This is a genomic window from Polyangium sorediatum (genome assembly GCF_029946465.1).
Lineage (GTDB): Bacteria > Myxococcota_A > Polyangia > Polyangiales > Polyangiaceae > Polyangium > Polyangium fumosum.
Genome location: NZ_JARZHI010000113.1, coordinates 1 through 21041, shown reverse-complemented (window position 1 = coordinate 21041; position 21041 = coordinate 1). Strand labels below are relative to the sequence as shown.

At 70.3% G+C, this 21041-nt stretch carries 19 protein-coding genes and 1 pseudogene; 6 read left to right on the top strand and 14 right to left on the bottom strand.

Annotated features, from left to right (window positions below):
• The 3 genes and pseudogenes from QHF89_RS47445 to QHF89_RS47435 form a co-directional block, all read right to left on the bottom strand.
• A pseudogene (locus QHF89_RS47445) lies at positions 1 to 240 on the bottom strand (hypothetical protein); the annotation flags it as partial.
• Between the two features lie 126 nt (positions 241 to 366).
• The gene (locus tag QHF89_RS47440) at positions 367 to 1080 is read right to left on the bottom strand and encodes a hypothetical protein (protein WP_136967060.1); all 714 of its coding nucleotides are present in this window, start codon (positions 1078 to 1080) and stop codon (positions 367 to 369) included.
• Positions 1081 to 1212: 132 nt separating this feature from the next.
• Positions 1213 to 2409: a glycoside hydrolase family 113 gene (locus tag QHF89_RS47435; RefSeq protein ID WP_284721899.1), complete on the bottom strand. Its 1197-nt coding sequence runs from the start codon at positions 2407 to 2409 to the stop codon at positions 1213 to 1215.
• Positions 2410 to 2498: 89 nt separating this feature from the next.
• Between QHF89_RS47435 and QHF89_RS47430 the strand changes: the two genes are divergently transcribed.
• Complete coding sequence (locus tag QHF89_RS47430) at positions 2499 to 4130, top strand: DNA polymerase/3'-5' exonuclease PolX (protein WP_136967061.1); 1632 nt, start codon at positions 2499 to 2501, stop codon at positions 4128 to 4130.
• 14 nt (positions 4131 to 4144) lie between these two features.
• Here the strand turns inward: QHF89_RS47430 and QHF89_RS47425 are convergent, their stop codons facing one another.
• On the bottom strand, positions 4145 to 4468 hold the full coding sequence (locus tag QHF89_RS47425; protein ID WP_136967062.1) for a transcriptional regulator: 324 nt from the start codon (positions 4466 to 4468) through the stop codon (positions 4145 to 4147).
• 211 nt (positions 4469 to 4679) lie between these two features.
• Here QHF89_RS47425 and fusA point away from each other — a divergent pair, with 211 nt between their 5' ends.
• Together fusA and QHF89_RS47415 are read left to right on the top strand one after the other, a co-directional pair.
• Positions 4680 to 6791 (top strand): elongation factor G, encoded by a 2112-nt coding sequence (fusA, locus tag QHF89_RS47420; protein WP_136967063.1) that lies wholly within the window; start codon positions 4680 to 4682, stop codon positions 6789 to 6791.
• Positions 6792 to 6859: 68 nt separating this feature from the next.
• A complete protein-coding gene (locus QHF89_RS47415) occupies positions 6860 to 7828 on the top strand; it encodes a potassium channel family protein (RefSeq protein WP_136967064.1) in 969 nt (322 codons plus the stop codon).
• 9 nt (positions 7829 to 7837) lie between these two features.
• On the opposite strand, the gene QHF89_RS47410 is transcribed toward QHF89_RS47415, so the two are convergent.
• The 3 genes from QHF89_RS47410 to QHF89_RS47400 all read right to left on the bottom strand — a co-directional run bounded on the left by QHF89_RS47410 (position 7838) and on the right by QHF89_RS47400 (position 9965).
• On the bottom strand, positions 7838 to 8566 hold the full coding sequence (locus QHF89_RS47410) for an aquaporin (protein WP_284721898.1): 729 nt from the start codon (positions 8564 to 8566) through the stop codon (positions 7838 to 7840).
• 67 nt (positions 8567 to 8633) lie between these two features.
• Positions 8634 to 9407 carry a phosphocholine cytidylyltransferase family protein gene (locus QHF89_RS47405; protein ID WP_136967066.1) on the bottom strand — a complete coding sequence of 258 codons (774 nt, stop codon included), beginning with the start codon at positions 9405 to 9407 and terminating at the stop codon, positions 8634 to 8636.
• Positions 9408 to 9518: 111 nt separating this feature from the next.
• Positions 9519 to 9965: a hypothetical protein gene (locus QHF89_RS47400; RefSeq protein ID WP_284721897.1), complete on the bottom strand. Its 447-nt coding sequence runs from the start codon at positions 9963 to 9965 to the stop codon at positions 9519 to 9521.
• Positions 9966 to 10419: 454 nt separating this feature from the next.
• Between QHF89_RS47400 and QHF89_RS47395 the strand changes: the two genes are divergently transcribed.
• Positions 10420 to 10677 carry a hypothetical protein gene (locus QHF89_RS47395; protein WP_284721896.1) on the top strand — a complete coding sequence of 86 codons (258 nt, stop codon included), beginning with the start codon at positions 10420 to 10422 and terminating at the stop codon, positions 10675 to 10677.
• On the opposite strand, the gene QHF89_RS47390 is transcribed toward QHF89_RS47395, so the two are convergent.
• The gene (locus tag QHF89_RS47390) at positions 10658 to 11749 is read right to left on the bottom strand and encodes a hypothetical protein (protein ID WP_136967067.1); all 1092 of its coding nucleotides are present in this window, start codon (positions 11747 to 11749) and stop codon (positions 10658 to 10660) included. The genes QHF89_RS47395 and QHF89_RS47390 overlap by 20 nt on opposite strands.
• A gap of 17 nt (positions 11750 to 11766) precedes the next feature.
• Here QHF89_RS47390 and QHF89_RS47385 point away from each other — a divergent pair, with 17 nt between their 5' ends.
• The gene (locus QHF89_RS47385; protein ID WP_136967068.1) at positions 11767 to 12705 is read left to right on the top strand and encodes a TIGR01777 family oxidoreductase; all 939 of its coding nucleotides are present in this window, start codon (positions 11767 to 11769) and stop codon (positions 12703 to 12705) included.
• A 326-nt stretch (positions 12706 to 13031) separates the two neighbouring features.
• Here QHF89_RS47385 and QHF89_RS47380 read toward each other — a convergent pair whose 3' ends face one another.
• Together QHF89_RS47380 and QHF89_RS47375 are read right to left on the bottom strand one after the other, a co-directional pair.
• The gene (locus tag QHF89_RS47380) at positions 13032 to 14900 is read right to left on the bottom strand and encodes a HEAT repeat domain-containing protein (protein ID WP_284721895.1); all 1869 of its coding nucleotides are present in this window, start codon (positions 14898 to 14900) and stop codon (positions 13032 to 13034) included.
• Positions 14897 to 16375 carry a hypothetical protein gene (locus QHF89_RS47375; protein ID WP_232379464.1) on the bottom strand — a complete coding sequence of 493 codons (1479 nt, stop codon included), beginning with the start codon at positions 16373 to 16375 and terminating at the stop codon, positions 14897 to 14899. The genes QHF89_RS47380 and QHF89_RS47375 overlap by 4 nt, the downstream gene beginning before the upstream one ends.
• 50 nt (positions 16376 to 16425) lie before the next feature.
• On the opposite strand from QHF89_RS47375, the gene QHF89_RS47370 reads away from it, so the two are divergent.
• Positions 16426 to 17025: a phosphatase PAP2 family protein gene (locus tag QHF89_RS47370; protein WP_284721894.1), complete on the top strand. Its 600-nt coding sequence runs from the start codon at positions 16426 to 16428 to the stop codon at positions 17023 to 17025.
• On the opposite strand, the gene QHF89_RS47365 is transcribed toward QHF89_RS47370, so the two are convergent.
• The 4 genes from QHF89_RS47365 to QHF89_RS47350 all read right to left on the bottom strand — a co-directional run.
• Complete coding sequence (locus tag QHF89_RS47365; protein WP_136967069.1) at positions 16946 to 19162, bottom strand: SUMF1/EgtB/PvdO family nonheme iron enzyme; 2217 nt, start codon at positions 19160 to 19162, stop codon at positions 16946 to 16948. The two genes, QHF89_RS47370 and QHF89_RS47365, sit on opposite strands and share 80 nt — an antisense overlap.
• Positions 19163 to 19184: 22 nt before the next feature.
• Positions 19185 to 19982: an HvfC/BufC N-terminal domain-containing protein gene (locus QHF89_RS47360; RefSeq protein WP_284721893.1), complete on the bottom strand. Its 798-nt coding sequence runs from the start codon at positions 19980 to 19982 to the stop codon at positions 19185 to 19187.
• Entirely contained in the window at positions 19975 to 20850 is an 876-nt protein-coding gene (locus QHF89_RS47355) for an MbnB/TglH/ChrH family RiPP precursor modification enzyme (protein ID WP_136967071.1), read from the bottom strand. The genes QHF89_RS47360 and QHF89_RS47355 overlap by 8 nt, the downstream gene beginning before the upstream one ends.
• 3 nt (positions 20851 to 20853) lie before the next feature.
• A partial coding sequence (locus tag QHF89_RS47350; RefSeq protein WP_284721892.1) for a hypothetical protein occupies positions 20854 to 21041 on the bottom strand: 188 nt, incomplete at its 5' end.

Here is a 21041-nt window from a genome sequence, read left to right as displayed (position 1 = left end):
GCCGGTGCCGCCCATGCCGCCGCCGCCCATGCCGCCGGTGCCGCCCATGCCGCCGCCGCCGCCGCCGCCGTCGCCGCCCATGCCGCCGACGCCGCCGTCGCCGCCCTGGCCGCCCTGGCCGCCGCTGCCGCTGCTCGACGAGCTCGTGGTGGTGTTCTGCGTCGGTTCGTCGCTACAACCGGCGACGCCCACGGCGAGCGCCGCGAGGACCCCCGCCACCGAAAGAGATCGAAGCTTCATGGAAAAACTCCTCATCGAGGTCCCACGCCTGGGATGGGCACTACCAGGCGTGCGGACCGGATGAAAGGGGCTTTTCGGGACAGGAGGGTTGTTCGGGGGAAACGCGGAGGGGGATCGTCGGGACGATCACGGGCAGTTGATCTTCGTGCAACCCACGAGTCCCTCGGGGCTACACGTGCACGTGTTGCAACCGTCACTCGCCTGCCACGATTCTCCGGGTTGGTAGGTCTGTTCATTGTAGGTGCAGACGAGGCAGGCTTTCTCGGTGCACGCGACCGCGCCGTCGGCCATGCAGGTGCACGTATTGCAGCCGTCCGTCGAGGGGAAGGCGTCGCCGGCCTGGTAGGTTTGTCCGCCGTACGCACAAGGTAGGCAGGCCTTTTTGGTGCAGCCGACCATGCCGTCTTCGCCGCACGTGCACGTATTGCACCCGTCGCTCGAAGGGAACGTGTCGCCGGGCTTGTAGCCGATGCCGTCGACGATACACGCAGGCTCGGGGCAGGCCTTCTCGGTGCAACCGACCGAGCCGTCATGCCCACAGGTGCACGTATTGCAGCCGTCGTCCGCGGGGAAGCTATCGCCCTCCGTGAAGACCTTGCCGTTCACGGTGCAGGTCCCGACGCACGCCAATCGCGTGCAGATCGTCGACCCATCGGCCTGGCAGGTGCAGGTGTTGCAGCCGCCGGGCGCGGGGAATTCTTCGCCGACGGAGAATTGCTTGCCGTCGACCTCGCAGGCGCCGCCGCCGTTGGCGCCGACGAAGATGCAGCCCGCGGCCGTCGCCGAGAGCGCCGCGAGCGTGAAGATCGAAAAGAAGGAAGAAAAGGTTCGTCGGATCATGTCGACTCCTGTGCCAGCATGGGCCAGGCCCAGGGGGCTGGCCGAGTGGCAGAGGGGCCTAGGAAGAACCGTGCCAGGGCCGGCGCAGGCGTTCGTGGGACGTCCAACCGCCGGACGTCCAAAGGTTTCGGGTCAAAAGAGGGGCGGGGAGAGCTCCCAGCCGAAAAATCCCGGGGTGCGGGCGCGGTGCCTACCCAGGTTGTCACCCAGGATCGCGGGGCCATCGGCGGCCCAGCGCGCGGTGAAGGCGTCGCGGAGGACGAGCTCGGCGAGCTTGCCGCGCGGGGAGAAGCCCCACGCGGCTTCCTGGGAGACATCGTCCGGGTCGGCGTAGTACCGCCACACGAAGAAGCCCGCGCACGAGCGGCTGTCGAGCAGCGGCGCGAGGAGCGCCTCGTACGCGAGGGCCTGGGCCTCCTCGTCGATCGTCACGTCCTTCATGCCGTCGGGCCACTCCCAGGGCCGGATCGCCGGATCCTTGCGGGTCGTGTACCCGATCTCCGTGAGCACGACCGGCCGCCCCCACATCGCCGTGAGCCGCTCGATCCCCTCGGCCACCTTGCGCCCGCCCGCGAGGAGCGCCTCGCGCCCGGCGCCGTCCTTGTCGGCGAGCGGGTAGAACGCGTTGATCCCGACGAGGTCGAGCTCGCCGAAGATGAGCGTGTCCTCGGCGTCGTCCCAGTTCGCCGAGTAGGTCAAGAGGCCCGGGTAGACGCGGCGGACCTCCTGGATGATCGGGTAAAACAGGGCGGCGCGGCCCGTCGTGACGAAGCTGCGGAGCTCGACGCCGACGCTGAGCATCTCGGCGCCGCCCTCGGCCGCGACCTCGGCCCAGGTGAGCAGGAAGCGCTTGTACGCCGCGGCCCAGCGCTCCCAGGCCGCGTCGTCGCCCGGATCGATGAGCGCGCGCCAGCCGCCGGTCTCGACCCACAGGTGCGGGACGAGGAAGACCTTGAGGCCACGCGCGTGCGCCTGCGCCATCGCGTGGAGGACGTTCGCGCGGTTCTCGGCGAACGGCGCCTCGAAGGTGAGGTCGATCCCGTTCGGCTGGAGGTCCCACACGCGGCCGAAGGGGGTGAGGCTGACCCACGTGGAGCCGAGCGCCTTGGCCTCGTCCATCGCGCGTCCGCTCGCGGGGCTGCCGTAGCCCTTGCCGGCGTGGCGGAGGCTCTCGATGGGGCCGATGGTGAGCCCGCGGATGCCGCCGCGCGACGCGTCGGCCCAGGCCGTCGGGCCCTGGGGCGCGGCGTTGGGCGCGGCGACGGTCGCCGAGGCGGGAGCGGCAGCGGCCAGGACGAACAGGCTGGCTGCGGCGAAGGAGGTCCTCACGGGCGACGGGATATAGCGCGAGAAACCCGACGTGTGATTTGCTTTTCGCAGTCTGGTCTGGCGCGAGCAGGCGAGCGAAGAGGAAGAACATGGACAACGAAACCATCGGGAGCACGCTGGATCAGGTCGCTGATCTCCTGGAGATCGAAGGCGCGAGCGTGTTCCGCGTCCGCGCGTACCGGGGCGCCGCGCGCACGGTCTCCGCGCTGGCCTCGCCCGTGAGCACGTTGCCCGAGAAGGGGCCGGGCTCGCTGGAGGAGCTGCCGGGTATCGGCAAGGACCTGGCCGGCAAGATCCGCGAGCTCGCGGAGTCGGGTGAGCTCGCGCTCCTGCACGAGCTGAAGTCGCGCACGCCGGAGAGCCTGATCCACCTGCTGGAGCTGCCGGGGCTCGGGCCGAAGCGGGCGAAGGCGATCCACGAGGGGCTCGGGATCGACACGATCGAGGAGCTCGAGAAGGCCGCGCGGGAAGGGCGGCTGCGCGCGCTGAAGGGCGTGGGGCCGAAGCTCGAAGGGCAGATCCTCGAAGGCATCGCGGCGCGCGCGGCGCGCGGGAAACGGATCTCGCTCGCCGAGGCCGAGGCGCAGGTCGAGCCCATCGTGGCGCGGCTGCGCGAAACGGACGGCGTTTCGCAGATCGAGGTCGCCGGGAGCTACCGCAGGCGAAGGGACAACGTGGGCGACGTGGACATCCTTGTCGCGGCGGAGACGAGCGTCGCGATCGGGAAGAAGCTCATCTCGGATCCGGCGACGGACAAGGTGCTCGCGGACGGCGACACGAAGACGAGCGTGCTCTTGAAGAGCGGCTTGCAGGTCGATCTGCGCGTGGTGCCCGTGGAGTCGTTCGGCGCGGCGATGCACTACTTCACCGGGTCGAAGGCGCACAACATCGCGATCCGCACGCTCGGCGTGCGCCGGAAGCTCAAGATCAGCGAGTGGGGCGTGTTCCAGGAGGACAAACGCATCTCGGGCGAGCGCGAGGAAGACGTGTTCGCCTCGGTGGGGCTCGCCTGGGTGCCGCCCGAGCTGCGCGAGGATCGCGGCGAGATCGACGCGTCGCGGGAAGGGAAGCTGCCGAAGCTCGTCGAGCGCGCGGAGCTGCGTGGGGACTTCGTCGGGGGGAAGCTCGACGCGGACGGCATCGCGGCGATCGCATCGGCGTGCGAGGCGACGGGCGCGGCGTGGCTCGTGGTGCTCGGCGCGTCGCGGCACGACGTCGAGCGCGCGCAGAAGCACGCGGGGAAGGTGACGCTTTTCGCCGGCGCGGTGGTGCCCATCGGCGCGGATGGTTCGGTCGGGGCGAGCGAGGACGTCGACGTCGTGGTCGGGGAGATCCACGCGGCCGACCTCGACGAGAAATCGCTCACGCAGGCGCTCGTCGCCGCGGCGAAGTCGGGGCGTATCCACGTGCTCGCGCGTCCCTTCAACGGCGGCAAACCAAAGCAGTTCGACGTGGAGGCCGTGGCGAAGGTTTGCCGTGAGCACGGCGTGCTTCTCGGGCTCGACGCGCGCCCCGCGTTCCTCGCGGGCGCCGACGGCTACGCGCGGGCCGTCAAGGACACGGGCGCGCAGCTCGTGATCACGAGCCGGGCGGCGAACGCGGAGCAGGCCGCGCACGTTCGCTTCGGCCTCGATCAAGCGCGGCGCGGCTGGTGCGAAGCGAAGGACGTGGCGAACACGCTCTCCGCCGAGGCCTTCGGAAAGCTCCTCGCGCGCCGCTGATCAAGCGTCGAGCATCAGATCGGCGTCTCGGGCGGCAAGCCGGCGGCCCAGACGAACAGTGCGTCGACGCCCTGGACCACGAGCCCGATCAGCAAGGTCACGATGGCGCCGAGCGCAAAGCCGAAGTGCGCGTGCAGGCGCCCTTTTCCGCGCCGCGTCACCCAGCCCCAGGCCGGCATGCAGAGGGGCCCGAACCACATGAGCGCCGCCCCCCACGTCGCCGCGTTCCAGGCGCGTTCCCTCTGCTCTTCGGACAGGCGGCTCTTGTCCCAGCGCTGCAGCGCGTAGGTCAGAGCGATTCCGAGCGCAAACTGAAGGGTAAAACGAGCGACCTGCATGCGACTCCGAGCGGGAGGCGGATGCTATCCGAGCCCGCTCCCGTCTGGGGCGGTCCGCGCGGGGATGGACGCGCCGCCGTCCTCCCATGGGCTCGACGCGCAAACCGCAATGCTTCGAACCCAAACCCCCTGGCAAGGGCGACCGAACAGGCGTAGAGGGGAGATCTGCCCTGCGACAAGGGGAGCGCGAGGGCGTGGACAGGAACCGACCATGACGACGACCGCGCCCAGCGACATTCGCAACGTTGCTCTGATCGGACACAAAGGAGCCGGCAAGACGTCGCTCGCCGAGGCCATGCTCTTCGTGGCGAAGGCGACGCCCAAGCTCGGCAAAGTGGACGACAAGTCGAGCGTTCTCGACGACTCGGCCGAGGAGAAAGACCACGCCGCCTCGCTCGAAGCGAGCGTCGCCTACCTGCATTGGAACGGCAAGAAGGTGAACGTCGTGGACACGCCCGGCGAGGGGAGCTTCCTCGCCGAGACGCGCCTCGCGCTTGGCGCGGTGGACGCGGCGGTCCTCGTCGTGAGCGGCAAGGACGGCGTGCAGCCGATCACCGAGCGCGTCTTCGGCTGGGCGCGCGCGCAAGGCCTGCCGATCCTCGTGGTCGTCACGAAGGTCGACGCGGAGAACGCGCAGCCCGACGACGTCGTCGCCGAGATCAAGGCGCGCCTCAAGGCGCCGCTCGCCGTGATGGAGCATCACGTCGGCGAGGGGCTCGACTACCAGGGCATCATCACGCTGCGCACGAAGAAGGCGTGGATCGGCAAGCCCGAGGCGCCGAACGTGATCGCGGCGGGCGCGGTGCCCGCCGACCTCGCGAGCGTGCTCGAGACGGGCCGCGGGAGGCTCGTCGACGACGTCGCCGGGACGAACGACGAGCTCACCGAGAAGTACCTGACCGAAGGTGATCTCACGCAGGAGGAGCTCGATCAGGGCCTGCGCGACGCCGTGCGCGAGGGCAAGATCGTCCCCGTGTACTTCGCCTCGGGCACGCGCCCGAGCGGCGTCGCGGCGCTGCTCGACGGCATCGTGGAGCTCATCCCGCCGCCCACGGCGCACTCGACGTGGAAGGGCACGGTCCCCGGCGGCAAGGTCGGTTCGACGCCGGCTGCGGCCGAGCGGCCGAGCTCGATCGACGCGCCGACCGCGGTGTTCGTCTTCAAGACCTCGATCGATCCGCACGCGGGGCGCACGTCGTTCGCGCGTGTCCTCTCGGGCACGCTCAAGGCCGACAGCTCGCTGCTCAACGCGTCGACGGGCAACGCCGAGCGTGTCGGCAAGCTCTTCAACATCGTCGGCAAGGACGCGAAGGCCGTCGACGAGGTGAAGGCTGGCGACATCGTCGCGCTCGCGAAGCTCAAGTCCACGCTGAGCGGCCAGACGCTCTCCGACGAGAAGCACGCGTTCCAGTTCACGGCGCCGGAGCTGCCGCCGGCCTTGTTCTCGCGCGGCGTGAAGTTCGAGGGCAAAGGCGCCGAGGACAAGGTGAGCTCGGCGCTCTACAAGCTCACCGAGGAGGATCCGGGCCTCACGGTGTCGATCGAGGAGACGACGCGCGAGCTCGTGGTGTCGGGCCTCGGCTCGCTGCACCTCGAGATCACGGTCGAGCGCATCCGTCGCCGCGTGGGCATCGACTGCCGCCTCGGCGCGCCGCACATCGCCTACAAAGAGACGATCACGAAGCGCGTCGCGGGCGTCGAGGGCAAACACAAGAAGCAGACGGGCGGCCACGGCCAGTTTGGCGTGTGTTACATCGACATGGAGCCCATGCCGCGCGGCGAGGGCTTCGTCTTCGAGGACGCGGTCGTCGGCGGCGCGATCCCGCGCCAGTTCATCCCCTCGGTCGAGAAGGGCATCGTGAAGTCGATGGCGAAGGGCTTCCTCGCCGGCTTCCCGCTCGTCGACCTGAAGGTGCGTCTCTACGACGGCAAGTACCACGACGTCGACTCGTCCGACGCGGCCTTCCAGATGGCCGGCAGCAAGGCCTTCAAGGCCGCCGCGGCGCAGGCCGGCGCGGTGCTGCTCGAGCCGGTCGTGAAGATGCAGGTCGTCGCGCCGAGCGTGGCGACGGGGGACGTGATCGGCGACATCAACAGCCGCCGCGGCCGCATCCTCGGCACGGACACGGTCGAGGATCAGACGATCGTGAACGCGTACGTCCCGCTCTCCGAGGTGCTCGAGTACGAGTCGAAGCTGAAGAGCATGACGCAGGGCAAGGGCACGTTCTCGATGAGCGTCGACCACCTCGCGATCTGCCCGCCGATGGTCCAGGACAAGGTCATCAAGGACAGCGGCTTCAAGGTCACGGAAGAGGAAGACTGATCTCGAAGCGCCGTCGTTTCCGAACGGTCCGGCTCCGCATCGCCGCCGCAGGCTACGTCCTGCGGCGCATGGGGCCGCCCCTCCTCTACGCCGCCCTTTACCTCATCGTCGCGACGCTCGTCCTGCGCTGGGATCTCCGGCGCGGCGGCGAGCCTCTGCCCGACTTCTCCGAGACGGTTTGGTCGCTCTGGACGCTGCTCGTCTTCGAGCCGACCGAGCCTTTTCCTCACACGCCCGTCGCGCGCGCCGTCTTCTGGTTGACCCCGCTCGCGGGCCTCTTCCTGCTCGCGCAGGGCGTTTTCAAGATCGGCGCGTCGCTCCTCGACCTCGCGACGCGCCGGGAAGTGTGGACCTCGATCATGACCGACATGATGAGCGGGCACGTCGTGGTGTGCGGCGTCGGGCACGTGGGCTACCGCGTGATCGAGGAGCTCTGCATCCTCGGCGAGGACGTCGTGGCGATCGAGCAGAACGACACGAAAGGCTTCATCGAGCAGGTGCGCGAGAAGGGCGTGCCCGTGCACATCGGCGACGCGCGTCGCGACGAGCTGCTCGAAAAGGTGGGCGCCAAGCGCGCGAAGGCCGTCGTGTGCGCGACGAGCGACGACCTCGCGAACCTGGAGATCGCGCTCGATGCGAAGCGCATGAACCCGAGCGTGCGCGTGGTGATGCGCATGTTCGATCAGAGGCTCGCGGGGAAGGTCGGCGGCGCGCTCGGGCTCGATCAGTCGTTCTCGACGAGCGCGCTCTCCGCGCCGCTCATCGCCATCCAGGCGACGTACGAGGGCGTGCACGCCGCCTACCGGATCGACGACGTCGTGCGGGTGACGGCCGAAGTGACGGTCGGCGCGTCGCAGACCGAGGCGACGGTGATGGACCTCGAAGACCGCTTGCCCTGCCGCATCGTGAGCCGCCGGAAGAAGCCCGATGAAAGCTTCGCTCCCGTACGACCACGTGACGTGCTCCGCGGCGGCGAGACGCTCGTCGTCGATACGGCCGCCGTGGATCTGCCGGCCGTTCGTTTTCAGCTCGGCTGAGGGAGGCGCTCAGCGCGCTCGCTCGGCCGTCGCGCGTGCGCCTTCGCTCGATCGTTCGGGTGTGAACAAAATCCGAAGCGCCATCGCCGCGATGGCGCCGCCGACGATCGGACCAAGCACGAACACCCAGAGTTGATCGAGCGCGACCCCGCCCGCGCAGAGCGCCGCGCCGAGCGCGCGCGCCGGATGCGCCGGCAGCCCCGTGACGGGCATGCCCACGAGGTGCACGAGCGTGATGCCGATGCCGCCCGCCGCGGCCGAGAGCGCATGCTGCGTGGCCGGGCGCGCGCGCTCTGCCCCGCCGAGCAGGACGAACGCGAGGATCGCCGAGAGGCCAATCTCCGCGGCGAGCGCGGCGGGCGCGCCGTAGAACCCGGGCGAGTGCCGCCCGAACCCGCCGGAGAGCGCGTCGAACACGCCCGGCGCCCCGCCCGGCCTGCCCCGCGCGATCGTCACGGCGAGCCCAACGCCCGCGGTCGCGCCCGCGATCTGCGCTGCGACGTAGGGCAACACGTCACGCGGCCGCATCCGCCCGGCGAGCGCGGCGGCCACGGTGACGGCCGGGTTCAGGTGGGCCCCGCTCACCGGCCCGAGCGCGAGCGCGGCGGCGGCGAACGCGAGCCCGAACGCGAGCGCGATCCCGATCGTCCCGAGCGCCGCCCCGCCCACGGCCGCCGCCCCGCACCCCGCGAAGACCACGATGAACGTCCCTACGCCCTCGGCCCAAGCTCGCCGCATGCCCGCGCCTCCTTTGTTCCCCAAGCGTACCCCAGGGCCGGCCAGGCGTTTCAGGCGCGCCGCGATTTCAGGCGTCCGTCCGGCCTCCGCTCCACCACGACTGGGCGAGCGAAGCATCCTCGACGGTGTCGATCTCCATGTACCCGCCGAACGTGTCCACGCGGTGCATCGCCTCGCCCCGCTCCAGCATGTGCTGCAAGAGGTCGATCAGGTACGCCTTCTCGAACGTGCGTCCCTCGCGGAATACGCCCTCCGGATGCGCGGCCTTCGCCTCGTCGTAGGCGTGCACGAACCGCCGCGCGCCGCCGGCCGAGAGCTTCATCACGCCGATGAACTCGCCCGCCGCCTGCTCGGACACGATCCGCCGGGACAGCTCCACGACACGCCGGTCGTCCGCGCGCATCTTTTCCGCGTCGGTTTCCGGGTGCTGCGAGCGGCCGTGGTAGCGCCTGCGCCAGTCCGTGTCGCAGGCGAGCGTGATGTCCCAGGGGGTGCGCACGAGGTCGGCGACGATCTCGGGGCGGTAGACGATGTCCGCGTACGTGGACACGAAGCCCTCGGCGAGGTGCTCGCGGGCGCAGAGCAGCGAGGCGAGGATGTTGTTGTGCTCCCAGCGCGTGTTCTCGACGTAGGTCAAGTCGGGGTACCGCGCCTGGATGACCTCGGCCTTGTAGCCGCAGATGAAGATGATGTCCTTGCGGGAGAAGCCGCCGGCGGCGAGCGCCTCGAGGATGCCGTCGAGCATCGGGCGTCCGAGGACGGGGACCAGGGTCTTCGGGATCTCTTCGGTCAGGTGGCGGAGCCGGCTGCCGCGGCCTGCGCCGATGATGATGGCCTTCACGGAGCGGCTCGTTAGCACGGCTTTGCGTCGGCGTCCTTTGGTGCACAAAAGGCCGCGAGCGGCCCCGGAGAACCGGAGGCCGCTCGCGCGATGGGTGAATTGCGTGGCCGATCAGACGTCGTTCGCGCAAGCGCTGACCGCGGGGCCGCACTTCGCCGGATCGTTCATGCAGGAGAGGCAGTCGGCGCTCGGGGCACCGCCGGTGCAGAGGCTGTCTTTGCAGATCGCCTCGCAGATGTTGCCGGACTCGCAGGTGCAGGCGTACGCCGCGCTGTAGAGCTCGTCCGCGGCCTTGCCGTCGGGCGTGTCGCAGAAGGTGAGCTCGGGATCCGAGGCCGCCTCGCCACAGGACTCGGTGCAGGCCGAGCCGCCGGAGCCGCCGGCGCCGCCCTGGCCACCCTGGCCGCCGTTGCCGCCCTGGCCACCGCCGCCGCCGACGCCCGGACCCGAGCCGCCGTCACCACCGGAGCCGCCGCTGCCGGTGTTGTCGACGACGACACATCCCGCCAACGCCATACAAGCCACTGCACCGAGCATCGCAAAGAATCGCATGTTCATTCGAGTTCCTCCCAGGTAAGCACCCGAGTTCGACAAGGACGTGCCGAGGCTAGCAGAGCTCTCCGCTCGGGCCAACGGGGGGCAAGAGCCCCACGACGGAGCGAAGCATCGGAAGCAAGCGAGCCACAAGCGAGCCAACACGCGCGAACGGGCTCGGGTTCCCGTTCGCCGCTTGGCCAAAAAACTTGGACGACGACGTCCACGGTTCATTCAAGGCTCAAAACGTGGATCGCGGCGGGCCGGACCGAGGTGGTTTCCGGCCTTCCCACCACCTCGCCGTCCATGGACCGACGGAACGATGACTCTCCCGTGACGGTGGGCGCGTCCCCTGTCGCTTACCTAGGAGCGATGGCAATCGCGCTGTTCTTCGTCGGGCACTGGACGCTGTCCATATTCTGCCAGACGTTTTTCCTTCACCGCTATGCCTCGCACCGCATGTTCACAGCCATTCGCGATGATATGGGGGACGAGGAAGCGTTATCACGACCTCGTTTTGCCCGTCATTCACGACGCGCTCGTCAATGAATGCGGCCACCGGTATGGATACCGGAACTTCGATAGCAAGGACGACGCGCGCAATACGCTGCCGTTCGACGTCCTGACGATGGCCGAGCTCTCCCAGAACAACCACGGCCGCTTCGGTCAGGCCCCGAATTTCGCGGTGTGCGCCTGGGAGCTCGACGTTTTACCGGTCATCGATACAGCTGCGTGAACGACGGCCGCAGGTTCTCCGGCGAGAGCGCGTCCTTGCGCCGGTGGAACTCGGGCAGCACCGCCTGGTAGGCCTCGTCGAGGCGGAAGACCGAGCTCTGGAACTCCGGCGCGAAGATCGGCGCTGTCGCCGCCCCGAGCTCGAGGACGTCCTGGTATTGCCCGCGCTCTTTGAGGATCTGCGCCGAGAGCCCGTACATGAGCAGGCCGCCGGGGATCGCGCCGAGCGCCGTCGTCCCCACGGCCGGATAACAAAGGCGCACCGTCCGCACCCCGAATCGATCTTGGATCTCCTGCATCGTCTGCCGCTGGAGCTTCTTCGCGCCAGCGAGCGGGCCCATCGCGTAGACCGGATCGTCGGGCTCGAAATCGTAATCGCAGAACGAAACGATGCTCTCGCCGCGCGCGAGTAGGCCCGCCGCGGCGAGCGGCTCAGCCCAGAGGAGCGACGACGTGCCCATGAACCGGTTCGTCCGCTCGATGTCCGTGTCCGTCGCGACCTCGACCTCCACGAGCCCGACACGACGGATGTTCTCCGGTCGGCCGAAATCCGGGACCTGCAGGATCGGATCGAACGCGACGTCGATGTCCTTCACGTTCGTCGGGCCATGTTCGGCGTACCGCTTCGTCGCGCCCGCCGCGATGCCGTTGACGAGGTGGACCGCGCGGTACTGACCCTTCAGCGCCGAAACGACCTCCTCCACCGTCTCGGGCTTCGTCGCGTCCGCGTTCCAGACGCGCGCCGTGAGCCCCTCGGCCGTCGCCGCCTCGACGAACGCCGCGACGTGGTGGCCGCCGATCTGCATCTTCTCGCTGTCGTAGTGGACGCCGAAGACGGCCGCGTGCTCGCCGAAGAGGAGCTGCACCGCGAGGGCCCGCGTGATGCCGTTCGAGCCGCCGAGGATGACGACGGCCGTGTCCTTGGCGATACGCGCGCCGCGCGGCCTGAGCAGGGTCCGCTGCGCGGCGAGTAGCTCCCGCGCGACACGAGGGCCGTCCTGAGCCAGCGCTTGGACGATGGCGCGGCGATCGGTGCCGCCGAGCGGGAGCTTGCGGAAGACCTCGAGGTTCATGTCCGTAGGCTCTTACCATGGTAAAGAGCGCCGTGGTGAAGACGGTCCTTTTGACGGGCGGCACCGGGTTCATCGGTCGGCGTCTCACGGAGACGCTTCTCCAGCGCGGCGATCGCGTGACAGTGCTCACGCGGGATCCCGACCGAGCGCGAGGCAAGCTGCCTCGAGGTGCGACGGCCGTCGCGTGGGATCCCGAGCACGAAGGGCCGTGGCTCGACGAGGTCGGGCGCGCGTCCGCGATCGTGCACCTCGCGGGCGAGCCAGTCGCGCAGCGATGGACCGATGAGGCCCGCCGCGCGATCGTCGCGAGCCGCGTGGACTCGACGCGCCTTGTCGTCGAAGGCATCCGTCGCGCCGAGAAGAAGCCCGAGGTGTTCGTGTGCGCGTCGGCCGTCGGCTACTACGGGCCGAGGCCGCCGAACGAGGCGCTCGACGAGACGGGCAGCCGCGGCGAAGGGTTTCTCGCAGACGTGGTCGAGCGATGGGAGGCCGAGGCGGCGAAGGCCGAGGCGCTCGGCGTGCGCACGGTGATGCTGCGGATCGGGGTCGTGCTTGGCGAGGGCGGCGGCGCGCTGGAGAAGATGCTCCTGCCGTTCAAGATGTTCGCAGGCGGGCCGATCGCGCCGGGCTCGCAGGTGATCGCGTGGGTGCACGCGGAAGACGTCGTGGGCCTCGCGCTCCTCGCGCTGAACGACGCGCGCGCGCGAGGTCCCATCAACGTGGTCTCGCCCGAGCCCGCGACGAGCAAGGAGCTCGCGACGGCGATCGGACGCGTGATGCACAGGCCCTCGTGGTTCACGACGCCCGAGCTCGCGGTGAAGGTCGCGCTCGGGAGCGAGGCCGTCATGATTTTGACGACGGGCCAACGTGTGGTGCCTGCGCGCGCCAAGGAGCTCGGCTACGTGTTCCAGTACCCGGCGCTCGTCCCGGCGCTCGCGTCGATCCTGACGCCGTAGCGCGGCCCCACGAAGCGCCTCGCGCTTCGCCGGGGAGATTGACCGTCCGCCGATCCTTCTCCCCGGCGAAGCGCCTCAAAAGACGCCGGCCACCGGGAGTCACCGAGAAGTCGACCTTGTCGAGCAGCAACTTCCCGGGGGCCGGGACGGCCTGGTGAGACGCTCCCCCCGAAGCGCGCCGTCCATGAGTCCATGCATAGGCCATCTTCGTCTCGGGATCGCTCGGGACGAGTTGGAATCCCGTGTCCGGTCCGGACCTGATGTCCCCGTACGAGACGTACGCGGAGACTGAAATCCGATGGCTGGACAGGCCAATGACCAGGGGGCTATCCGCCGATGCCGCGGCTCCGGAGGACCTCGCGGACGGCCGATTGGGCCGCGCTCGAGAGGCCAGGAAGGGCGGACTTCGCGACGTCGACGAACTTCATGCCGCGCGCTCTCTTGAGGGCCTCGAGCGCAGCCTGACGCTCCTCGCGGCCGTCGTGCTCGATCACGCCGAGGAGCATCTCGGCCGCCTCCAGCGTGTCGATGCGCGCGAGCGCCTTCACCGTGGAGGCGCGCACCACGGCGCTCTGCGACTCGCGATAGATGCGGGCGAGCGGATCGAACGCGTGCGGGAAGCGCAGCTCTTCGAGCGCCTTGGCGCCCTCCTGGACGACGCCGCCTTCGGCGTCGACGAGCGCCTCGCGCAGCGTGATGAACGTACGCTTGTAAAGGAACCGCGAGAGCGCGCGGACGACCGCGATCCGCACCTCGCGCTCGGGCCTGCGGAAGAGGACCTCGAGCGGCGAGAGGATCGTGTAGAGCTCGACCAGCGCGAGCTGCTCGGCGAGCGTGGCGTAGAGCTGGCTCTGCGCGGTTCGTCCGGGGGAGGCCTCCTCCTCGGCCTCGATCGCGAGCGCCGTGAGACGCGCGAGCATGGCGCGCCTTCGCGTGACCTCCGACCACGCAGACGGGTCGAGCACGACGTCGCCCGAGGCCTGGCTCGCGCTGCCGCGTTGTTCCCACTCGACGAGATCGACGTGCCAGACCTCGGGGAAGCCGACCTCGTGGCGGAGGTGCGCCGGCAAGGGCTGGCTCTCGATCCGGAGGTCCTGCGCTTCGACGTAGCGCTTGCGCGCGTTCGTGTAGTGCTTGCGCCGCGCCTCTTCGAGGTCGAGCGCCGCGAGCTTCTCGTAGACGGCGCCGACCTTGCCGTACTGCCCCGCCTCGCCGAGCGCGATCACCGCCGCGAGCAGCGCGTTCTCCGCGATCGACGGCGGCGCGCCGCGCGCCTTCGACGCCTCGGCGACCTCCTGCCAGAGGCGCGCCTGCGCCAGCGTCCCGAAGTTCGCCACGGCCGGGAGCCCCTCCTTCCGCGCGTAGGCGCTCATCTCGCGCGCGAGCGTGGCCGCGGCCGAGACCTCCTTCTGCTTCTCCGCCGCGGAGAGCGCCTCCTCGTACGATTGGAGCGCATAATAACGCAGGTGATCCTCGCGCAGGATGCGGATCACGTTCACGTACCCCTCGAGCACGTGCTCGAACTCGCCGCTCTCCCGGCCGATCGCGATGAGCACCTGGTAGCAGTCGAACGCGCGCTCGCGCTGGCCGATCGTCTCGTACCGATCTGCCGCCTCTTCGAGCAGGTGCACCGCCGCCACCACGGCCTCGCGCGCGGCCGCGGGCTCCCCCGTGCGCGTCGACGTCCGCGCGAGGTTGAAGCGCGCGAGCCCCGCCGCGTAAAAGTCCCCGCCCGACGCGCCGAGGACCTGCGACAGGCGCGACCAGAGCGCGCGCGCCCGGTACAGATCACCGCCGCGCTCCCGCGCGATCGCCGCCTGCGCCACGAGGCCCGCCGACTCGTACTCGTCCGCGGCCTTCGCGTAGAGCGCCTGCTTGCGCGACGCGTCCTCGGCCCGATCGGCCCACGCGAGGTAGGTGCGGGCGCGATCGATCATCGGCACGCGCCCGCTCGTCACGAGGTCCCGCTGCCCCCTCTCGCTGCCCGTGTACCAGTCGAGCGTGAGGGCGCCGCGCGGATCGCCGCTCGCCACGAGCACCTCGCGCAGATCGCGGACCGCGGCGGCGTACTCCTCCTCGCGCGCGATGGTCTGTCCGAGCGCCGAGACGAGCGCGGTCCGCGCCCGCGCGAGGTCGCCCCGCGCGCTCGCCATCCGCGCCTCTTCGCGCAGATCGGATACCGGCCGGCCGCTCACGCTTCCGCCCCTTTCGCCGCGCCCTTGCCCGCCTCTTCCCCGGAGGACGCCGTCGTCTGATCGAGGATCGACCGCGCCGCGTTGGCGCGTGCCGAGCCGCTCGACAAGGTCGCGTGGTCGACGACCCAGTGCGCGTCGAGCAGGTCGAGGTAGTCGAGGTCGAGCTTGCCGCCCGAGGGCAGGATGAACACGGCCGCGATGTGCGCCGAGCGCCGCACCGCCTGCACCATTTCGCGCGGGATGTAGAGCGCCGCGTGCGTGAACAGGTGCACGACGGGCGAACGTGGATCGCGGTGCCGGTGGAGATCGAGCTCCGTCGAGAGCTCGGCGAACACGCGCGCCGGGTTTCGACCGCGCTCGCCCTTGAACGAGAGCACGTGCGCCGTCGGCAGCTTGTCCCCGTGCGCCCGGTGGATCTCGTAGAGCCGCGCGTCGAAGAAGCGGAACGCCACGTCCTCACCTTCGAGCAAGAGCTTCTTCGCCGTGGCGATCGCCATCCCGCGCGCGAACGTCTGCCGGTCGCCGCGCATCGACGCCGACGCGTCGACGAGCAGGTAATGCACCCGCTTCTGCTCGTCGCGGCTCTGCTCGCGCGCGTAGTAGAGCACCTCGTTGTCGAGCAGCCTCCGCGCGAGTTCGAGGTCGTCCCAGGCGAGCTCCGTGAGCACGAGCCCGTCGATCGAGCCACGCGTCCCGATCCCCGAGTAGCCGTGCGCCGCCGTCGTCCCCGCCGCGGGCCGTGTCTTCGTCTCCAGCACGCTCGGCAGGATCTCCAGCGAGAAGTTCACGATGTCGTTCGCCTCCGGCGACTCGAGCGCCGCGAGCAGATCGACCTGCGTCAGCGCGCCGCCCGCGCCCTCCGCGCCGAGCATGCCGAAGAGCCGGAGCGTGTCGAGGTCGAGCGCGTCCGTCATCGTCAGGACGAAGAGCCGCGAGACCTCCAGCGCCGAGAGCGCCGACGCCTCGAAGCCACGTCGCGCCGTGGAGAAGAGCTGCGGGAGCTGCGTGTCGATCCGTTCGAAGAGCGACGCGTCCATCGGCACCGCCGCGCGATACGCCGGCGGCACGTTCACGCGCGACGCGACCGCCCCGAGCAGCCGCGAGAGCAGCACGATGACGAGGTCGTCGCTCATCTTGAGCTCCGGCGCGCGCCGCGCCGCCTCGCTCTGCCCGAGCTCTTCGAGCACGCGCCGGTAGCCGTCGAGCAGCCGCTGGAGATCCGGCATCCCGCGCGCGATCGACGCGGGCTCGCAGCGCGGGCCGATCTCCACGTGATCCCGCGACGTCGCGAAGAGCAGGCCCACGTCGTGCACGAGCGCGAACGGCAGGACGACGCCGAGCCGCCCGAGCCCCTCGTGCCACTTCACCGCCCGCAGCGCGAGCACGGTGCTCCCAGGGCGCACCTGGGACAAGGCGAGGGAGCCGAGCGGCCCCGTCACCGACGTATCGCCGAGGAGATGGTCGGGGACCGGCACGGCCAGACAACCTAGCAGGGAGCCGGCGCCAGAGAATATCCTCTCCGCGCTTGAGCCTCCTCGATGGGATCTTGGCGGCCGACGAGGCCGTCCTCCGCGCCGCTCGCGGCTCGCCCGCCTGGGCCACGCCCCTCTTCGTCGTCATCACCTTCATCGGCGGCGGCTGGGGCATGCTCGCCCTCGTCCCCTTCCTCGCGCGCGAGGCGACCCGCGCCACGACCGCACGCCTCGTCGCCGCGCTCGTCGCCACGAGCGCCCTCGTCTCCACCGTGAAGGCCCTCGTCGGCCGCGTGCGCCCCTGCGACGCGCTCGCCGCCTGCGAGCCCGTCTTCATCGCCTCGCCCGGCGGACACTCCTTCCCGAGCGGACACGCCGCAGGCTCGTTCGCGTTCGCCGCGTTCGTCGCCTCCGTGCGCCCGGTGTTCGCCGTCCCCGCGTTCGTCTTCGCCGCGCTCGTCGCCTGGTCGCGTTGTTTCCTCGCCGTGCACTACCCGAGCGACATCCTCGCGGGCGCGCTCCTCGGCACGTCGATCGGGCTCGTCGTCGCGCGGCTCCGCTGGCGCTTGGACCTCAAAGGTTCATCACGCAGCGGAACCCGATCACCGGCGTCGTCGCGTCCGGAACCTGGTGGAACCGGAACGCCGGATTGAGCCACTGCTGCACGCCGCCGTTGAAGCCGCCGCCGCGGATCGCCTTCCGGTCCCCTGCGGGCGCCCCCTTCGGGTTGATCTGCTCTTCATCGGCCTTGTAGGTCTCGTACCAGTCCGCGGTCCACTCCCACACGTTGCCCACGAAGTCGTCCGCGCCGAAGCGCGTCTTGCCCTGCGGGAAGCTGCCGACGGGCGCCGTGCCCGGGTAGCCGTCGTCGATGTCGTAGAGCGTGCCCGTGAGCTTGAGGCCTTGCGCCTTCTCCCACGCCGCCCACTCCTTGCCGCCCGCGTTCATGTGCCCGGCCGCGGCCTCGTCCGCGCCCCAGGGGAACTTGCGGCCGTCGGAGCCGCGCGCCGCGTACTCCCACTCCGCCTCCGTCGGCAGGCGCTTCTTGCGGAACTTGCAGTACCCGTCGGCCTGGTACCAGCTCACGCAGTTGGCCGGATGGTTCTCGCGGCCCGCCTTGCCGAACGTGCAGAACTCCGAGTACGACTCGCGCTTCTTCTCGTGCTCCTCGTCCGTGCTCCCGGCCGTCTTCGGCCAGTTCGGCGCGACCTCCGGGCGCTTGCATTCGCCCTGATCCGAGCACTCCTTGTACTCGGCCGCCGTCACCTCGTGCAGGTCGACGCAGAACGTGTCGAGGATGACCTTGTGCGCCGGTTGCCACAGCTTGAACGACGCTTCGTCCGAGCCCATGAAGAACTTGCCGCCCGGCACGAGCACCATCCCCGCCGGGCACTCCGTCGGCCGCGCCGCCGCGATCGCGGCTGACGAACTCGCGCTCGGCGCCGCGCTCGCCACCGGCGCCGACGAGGCCGCGGTCGGCGTTCCACCCGAGGGCTTCGTGAACATCTTGTACGCGGCGAAGCTGCCGCCGAGCAGCGCGATCGCAGCGATCGCCGCGAACGCCATGAGCCCCTTGCCCTGATCCGCGGCAGGCGTGTTGCCCGTCGGCATCGGCGCGGCCGGCGGCGTCGCCAACGATCCCGGCGGGTCCTGCGTCGTGCGTTGCTGCGTGCCCTGCGCCCCTGTCAGCGAGGGTGATCCCATCACCGCGGTGCCGCTGCTCGGGCGCGGGAGCGTCTCCTGCAGCGCGCCCGGCATGCTCGCGCGTGACGCCGATCGTCCGCCGGGCGACGACGTGATCGACGACGACACGCCGCTCGTCGTGCCCGGATTCCACGCGATGTCCGGGAACACGGCCTCGTGCAGCGCGGCCCAGAAGCGACCCATCGACGGGTACCTGTCCGTCGGCGCGACCGCGAGCGCCTTCTCGAACACGGCCTCGACCTCGGGCGAGACCTGCACGCCGAACGTGCGCGGCGTCGGCCTGCGCATCGGATCACGGCTCGCGACGGCGAACTGGATGAAGTCCTCGCCTTCGAACGCCGGGATCCCGCCGCGCAGCACCTCGACCATGATGAGCGCCATCGCGAACACGTCGGTCCACGGGCCCGTCGCGCCGTACGATCGGCTGAACTGCTCGGGCGCCCCATAGTTCGGCGTGAACGCGGTGATCTCCTTGCCCGTCTGCGCGAGCTCCGCCGTCGCCGCCGCGTGATCGGCCATCACCTTCGCGATGCCGAAGTCGAGGATCTTCGTGAACGGCGAAGCCCCGCGCGGATCCCCGATGACGAAGATGTTCGCGGGCTTGATGTCGCGGTGCGCGATGTTCTTCGCGTGCGCGATTTCGAGCGCCACGGCGACGGGTTCGAGCAACGCGAGCGCTTCGTGGATCTCGCGCGGCTTCGCGCCGCTCACGCGCTCCACGAAGAGCACGTGATCGAGCGTCTTTCCTTCGAGCCACTCGAGCACCATGTACGGGATCCACATCCCGTCCGCGGTCGTGAACTTGCCGATGTCGCGCGCCTGCACGATCGCCGCCGATCGGCTCGACAGGCTCGCGAGCAGCCGGCCTTCCTGGATGAACCCGTCGAGCAGCTCGTCGCGTTTGTTCTCGGGCGCTTGCGCGAGGATGCGGAAGCATTTGATCGCGACCGGCTGCTGCCAGATGAGGTGCTCGGCGCGGTAGACGACGCTGAAGCCACCCTCGCCGATGAGCGCGTCGATCCGGTATTTCTCGGCGAGGATCGTCCCCGTGATGCCGAGCGGGTCCTGTTGCGAGCTCGTCGTCATGGGAAAACGCGGAGGTGTCGGCTCATGTTCGTTCGGGGGCGACTATACCGCGCTCGCCCGCCGCGTGCGTGCCGGGATCGTGATTTCCTTGCTCGACCGCGCCGAGGACCACCCCGCGCTCCCCGAGGTCCGCGAGCACCTCCGCCGTGCCTCGCAACACCGCCTCGCCGAGCGGCTCCCCGATCGCCGCGCATGCCGCCGTCACCGCCTCCCCGAGCTGCGCGCCCTCGAGGAGCCGCGTGAGGATCGCGGCTGCGAGCGGCGAGAGCACGAGGCACCGGACCTCGTGCGCCCCGTCCCGGTACAGGAGCAGGGCGGTGGGCTCTTCTTGCGGCTCGCCCGACGTATCCTCTGGCAAGCGGTGTACGGCCCACGTGTACCGAACGACCCGGGCCGCGCCGCCAAACGAGACCGCCCGATCGAGCGCGAGCGGCAGGCCACTCGGCGCACCGGCCGAGGCCGCCGCTGCGACCTCGAACCGCGCGACCTCATGACGCGAAAGATCCGGAATCCACGGCGGAACGGCCGGATCCGAGGCCCATCGCGCCGCAGCCCAGCCAACGAGCTCGGCCGCAGCGTCACGCAGGTACGGCGAGCGCGGCAGCGCCTCGTCGAGCCAATGGTCCACCGTCGCCTCGAACCGCGCCCCGAGTGCTGCCGCCGTGCGCGGCATCTGCGCCCGCACGGCTCCCACGATGCCGCGGCGCACGAGCGATCTGTACACGCCGAGGCGCGTCTCCGCCGGCGGCCCTCGAACGACCGCTGCGAACGTCGCCGCGACCTCGGCGATCGCGGCCCGCCCCTCCTCTTCTTCAGCCACGCGCCCGCGCCTCCCGCGCCGCGAGCCCTGCCTGGTAGGCCGCTTCGACCCGTGACAGCTCCCGCAGCAGCTCGTCGAGCGGCGGGATCGCATGATCCCGCTCCAGCACCACGGGCACGGGCCCTGTCCGCTCGATCGTCCACGTGAGCAGCGACAGCACCTCGCCGAGCACGTCGGCGCCGTGGGTATCGATCACAAGGTCCGTCCCGGCGCGCTTCTCGTGCCCCGCCACGTGGATCGCCGCGACCCGATCGAGCGGGATCTCCGCGAGGAACACGAGCGGATCCGTGCCGTCGTTGATCGCGTTCACGTACACGTTGTTCACGTCGAGCAGAAGTTTTGACCCCGAACGATCGAGCACCTCCGCGACGAACGCCGCCTCCGCGATCTCCGGCGCGCCGGGCACGACGTACCGCGTGATGTTCTCGACCACCATCGGCAACCCGAGCCGATCCTCGGCTTCGCGCGCCCGCGCGGCCACGTACGCCGCCGCCCCCCGCGTCTGCGGCAGCGGCAAGAGCTCGTGCGCCATGCGCCCCCCGAACCCCGAAAAACACAGGTGATCCGAGTGGAACGGCACGCCGAACCGCCGCGTGAAGGCAGCGAGCTCGCGCATGTAGTCGTCATCGAAGGGATCGAGCCCGCCGAGGGACATCGAGAGCCCGTGCGAGAGCAGAGGAAATCGCGCCGCGATCCGCTCGAGCGCCGCCGGGACGAACCCGCCCCGGCGCATGTAGTTTTCCGGTGCGACCTCGAAAAACCGCGCGGGCCCGAGCGACGCATCCGCCTCGACCCGCGCGAGCACGTCGTCGAGGAAATCGAACCGGAGCCCGAGCCCGACCCCCGTGATCGTCGACCCGAGAGCCACCCGTTAGCCGCAGGATCCTTCGCCGCAGGCCGCCTCCGCGCCCTTCTTGGGCGCCGCGGCCTTCTTCGGAGCGGCCTTCGGCGCCGCCTTCGCCGTCGTCGCCGGAGCCGGCGCGGCCGCGGGCGCGGGCGTCGCTGCGGGAGCTGCCGCCGCCGGGGCCGGAGTCGCCGCCGCTGCTGGGGCTTCCGCGG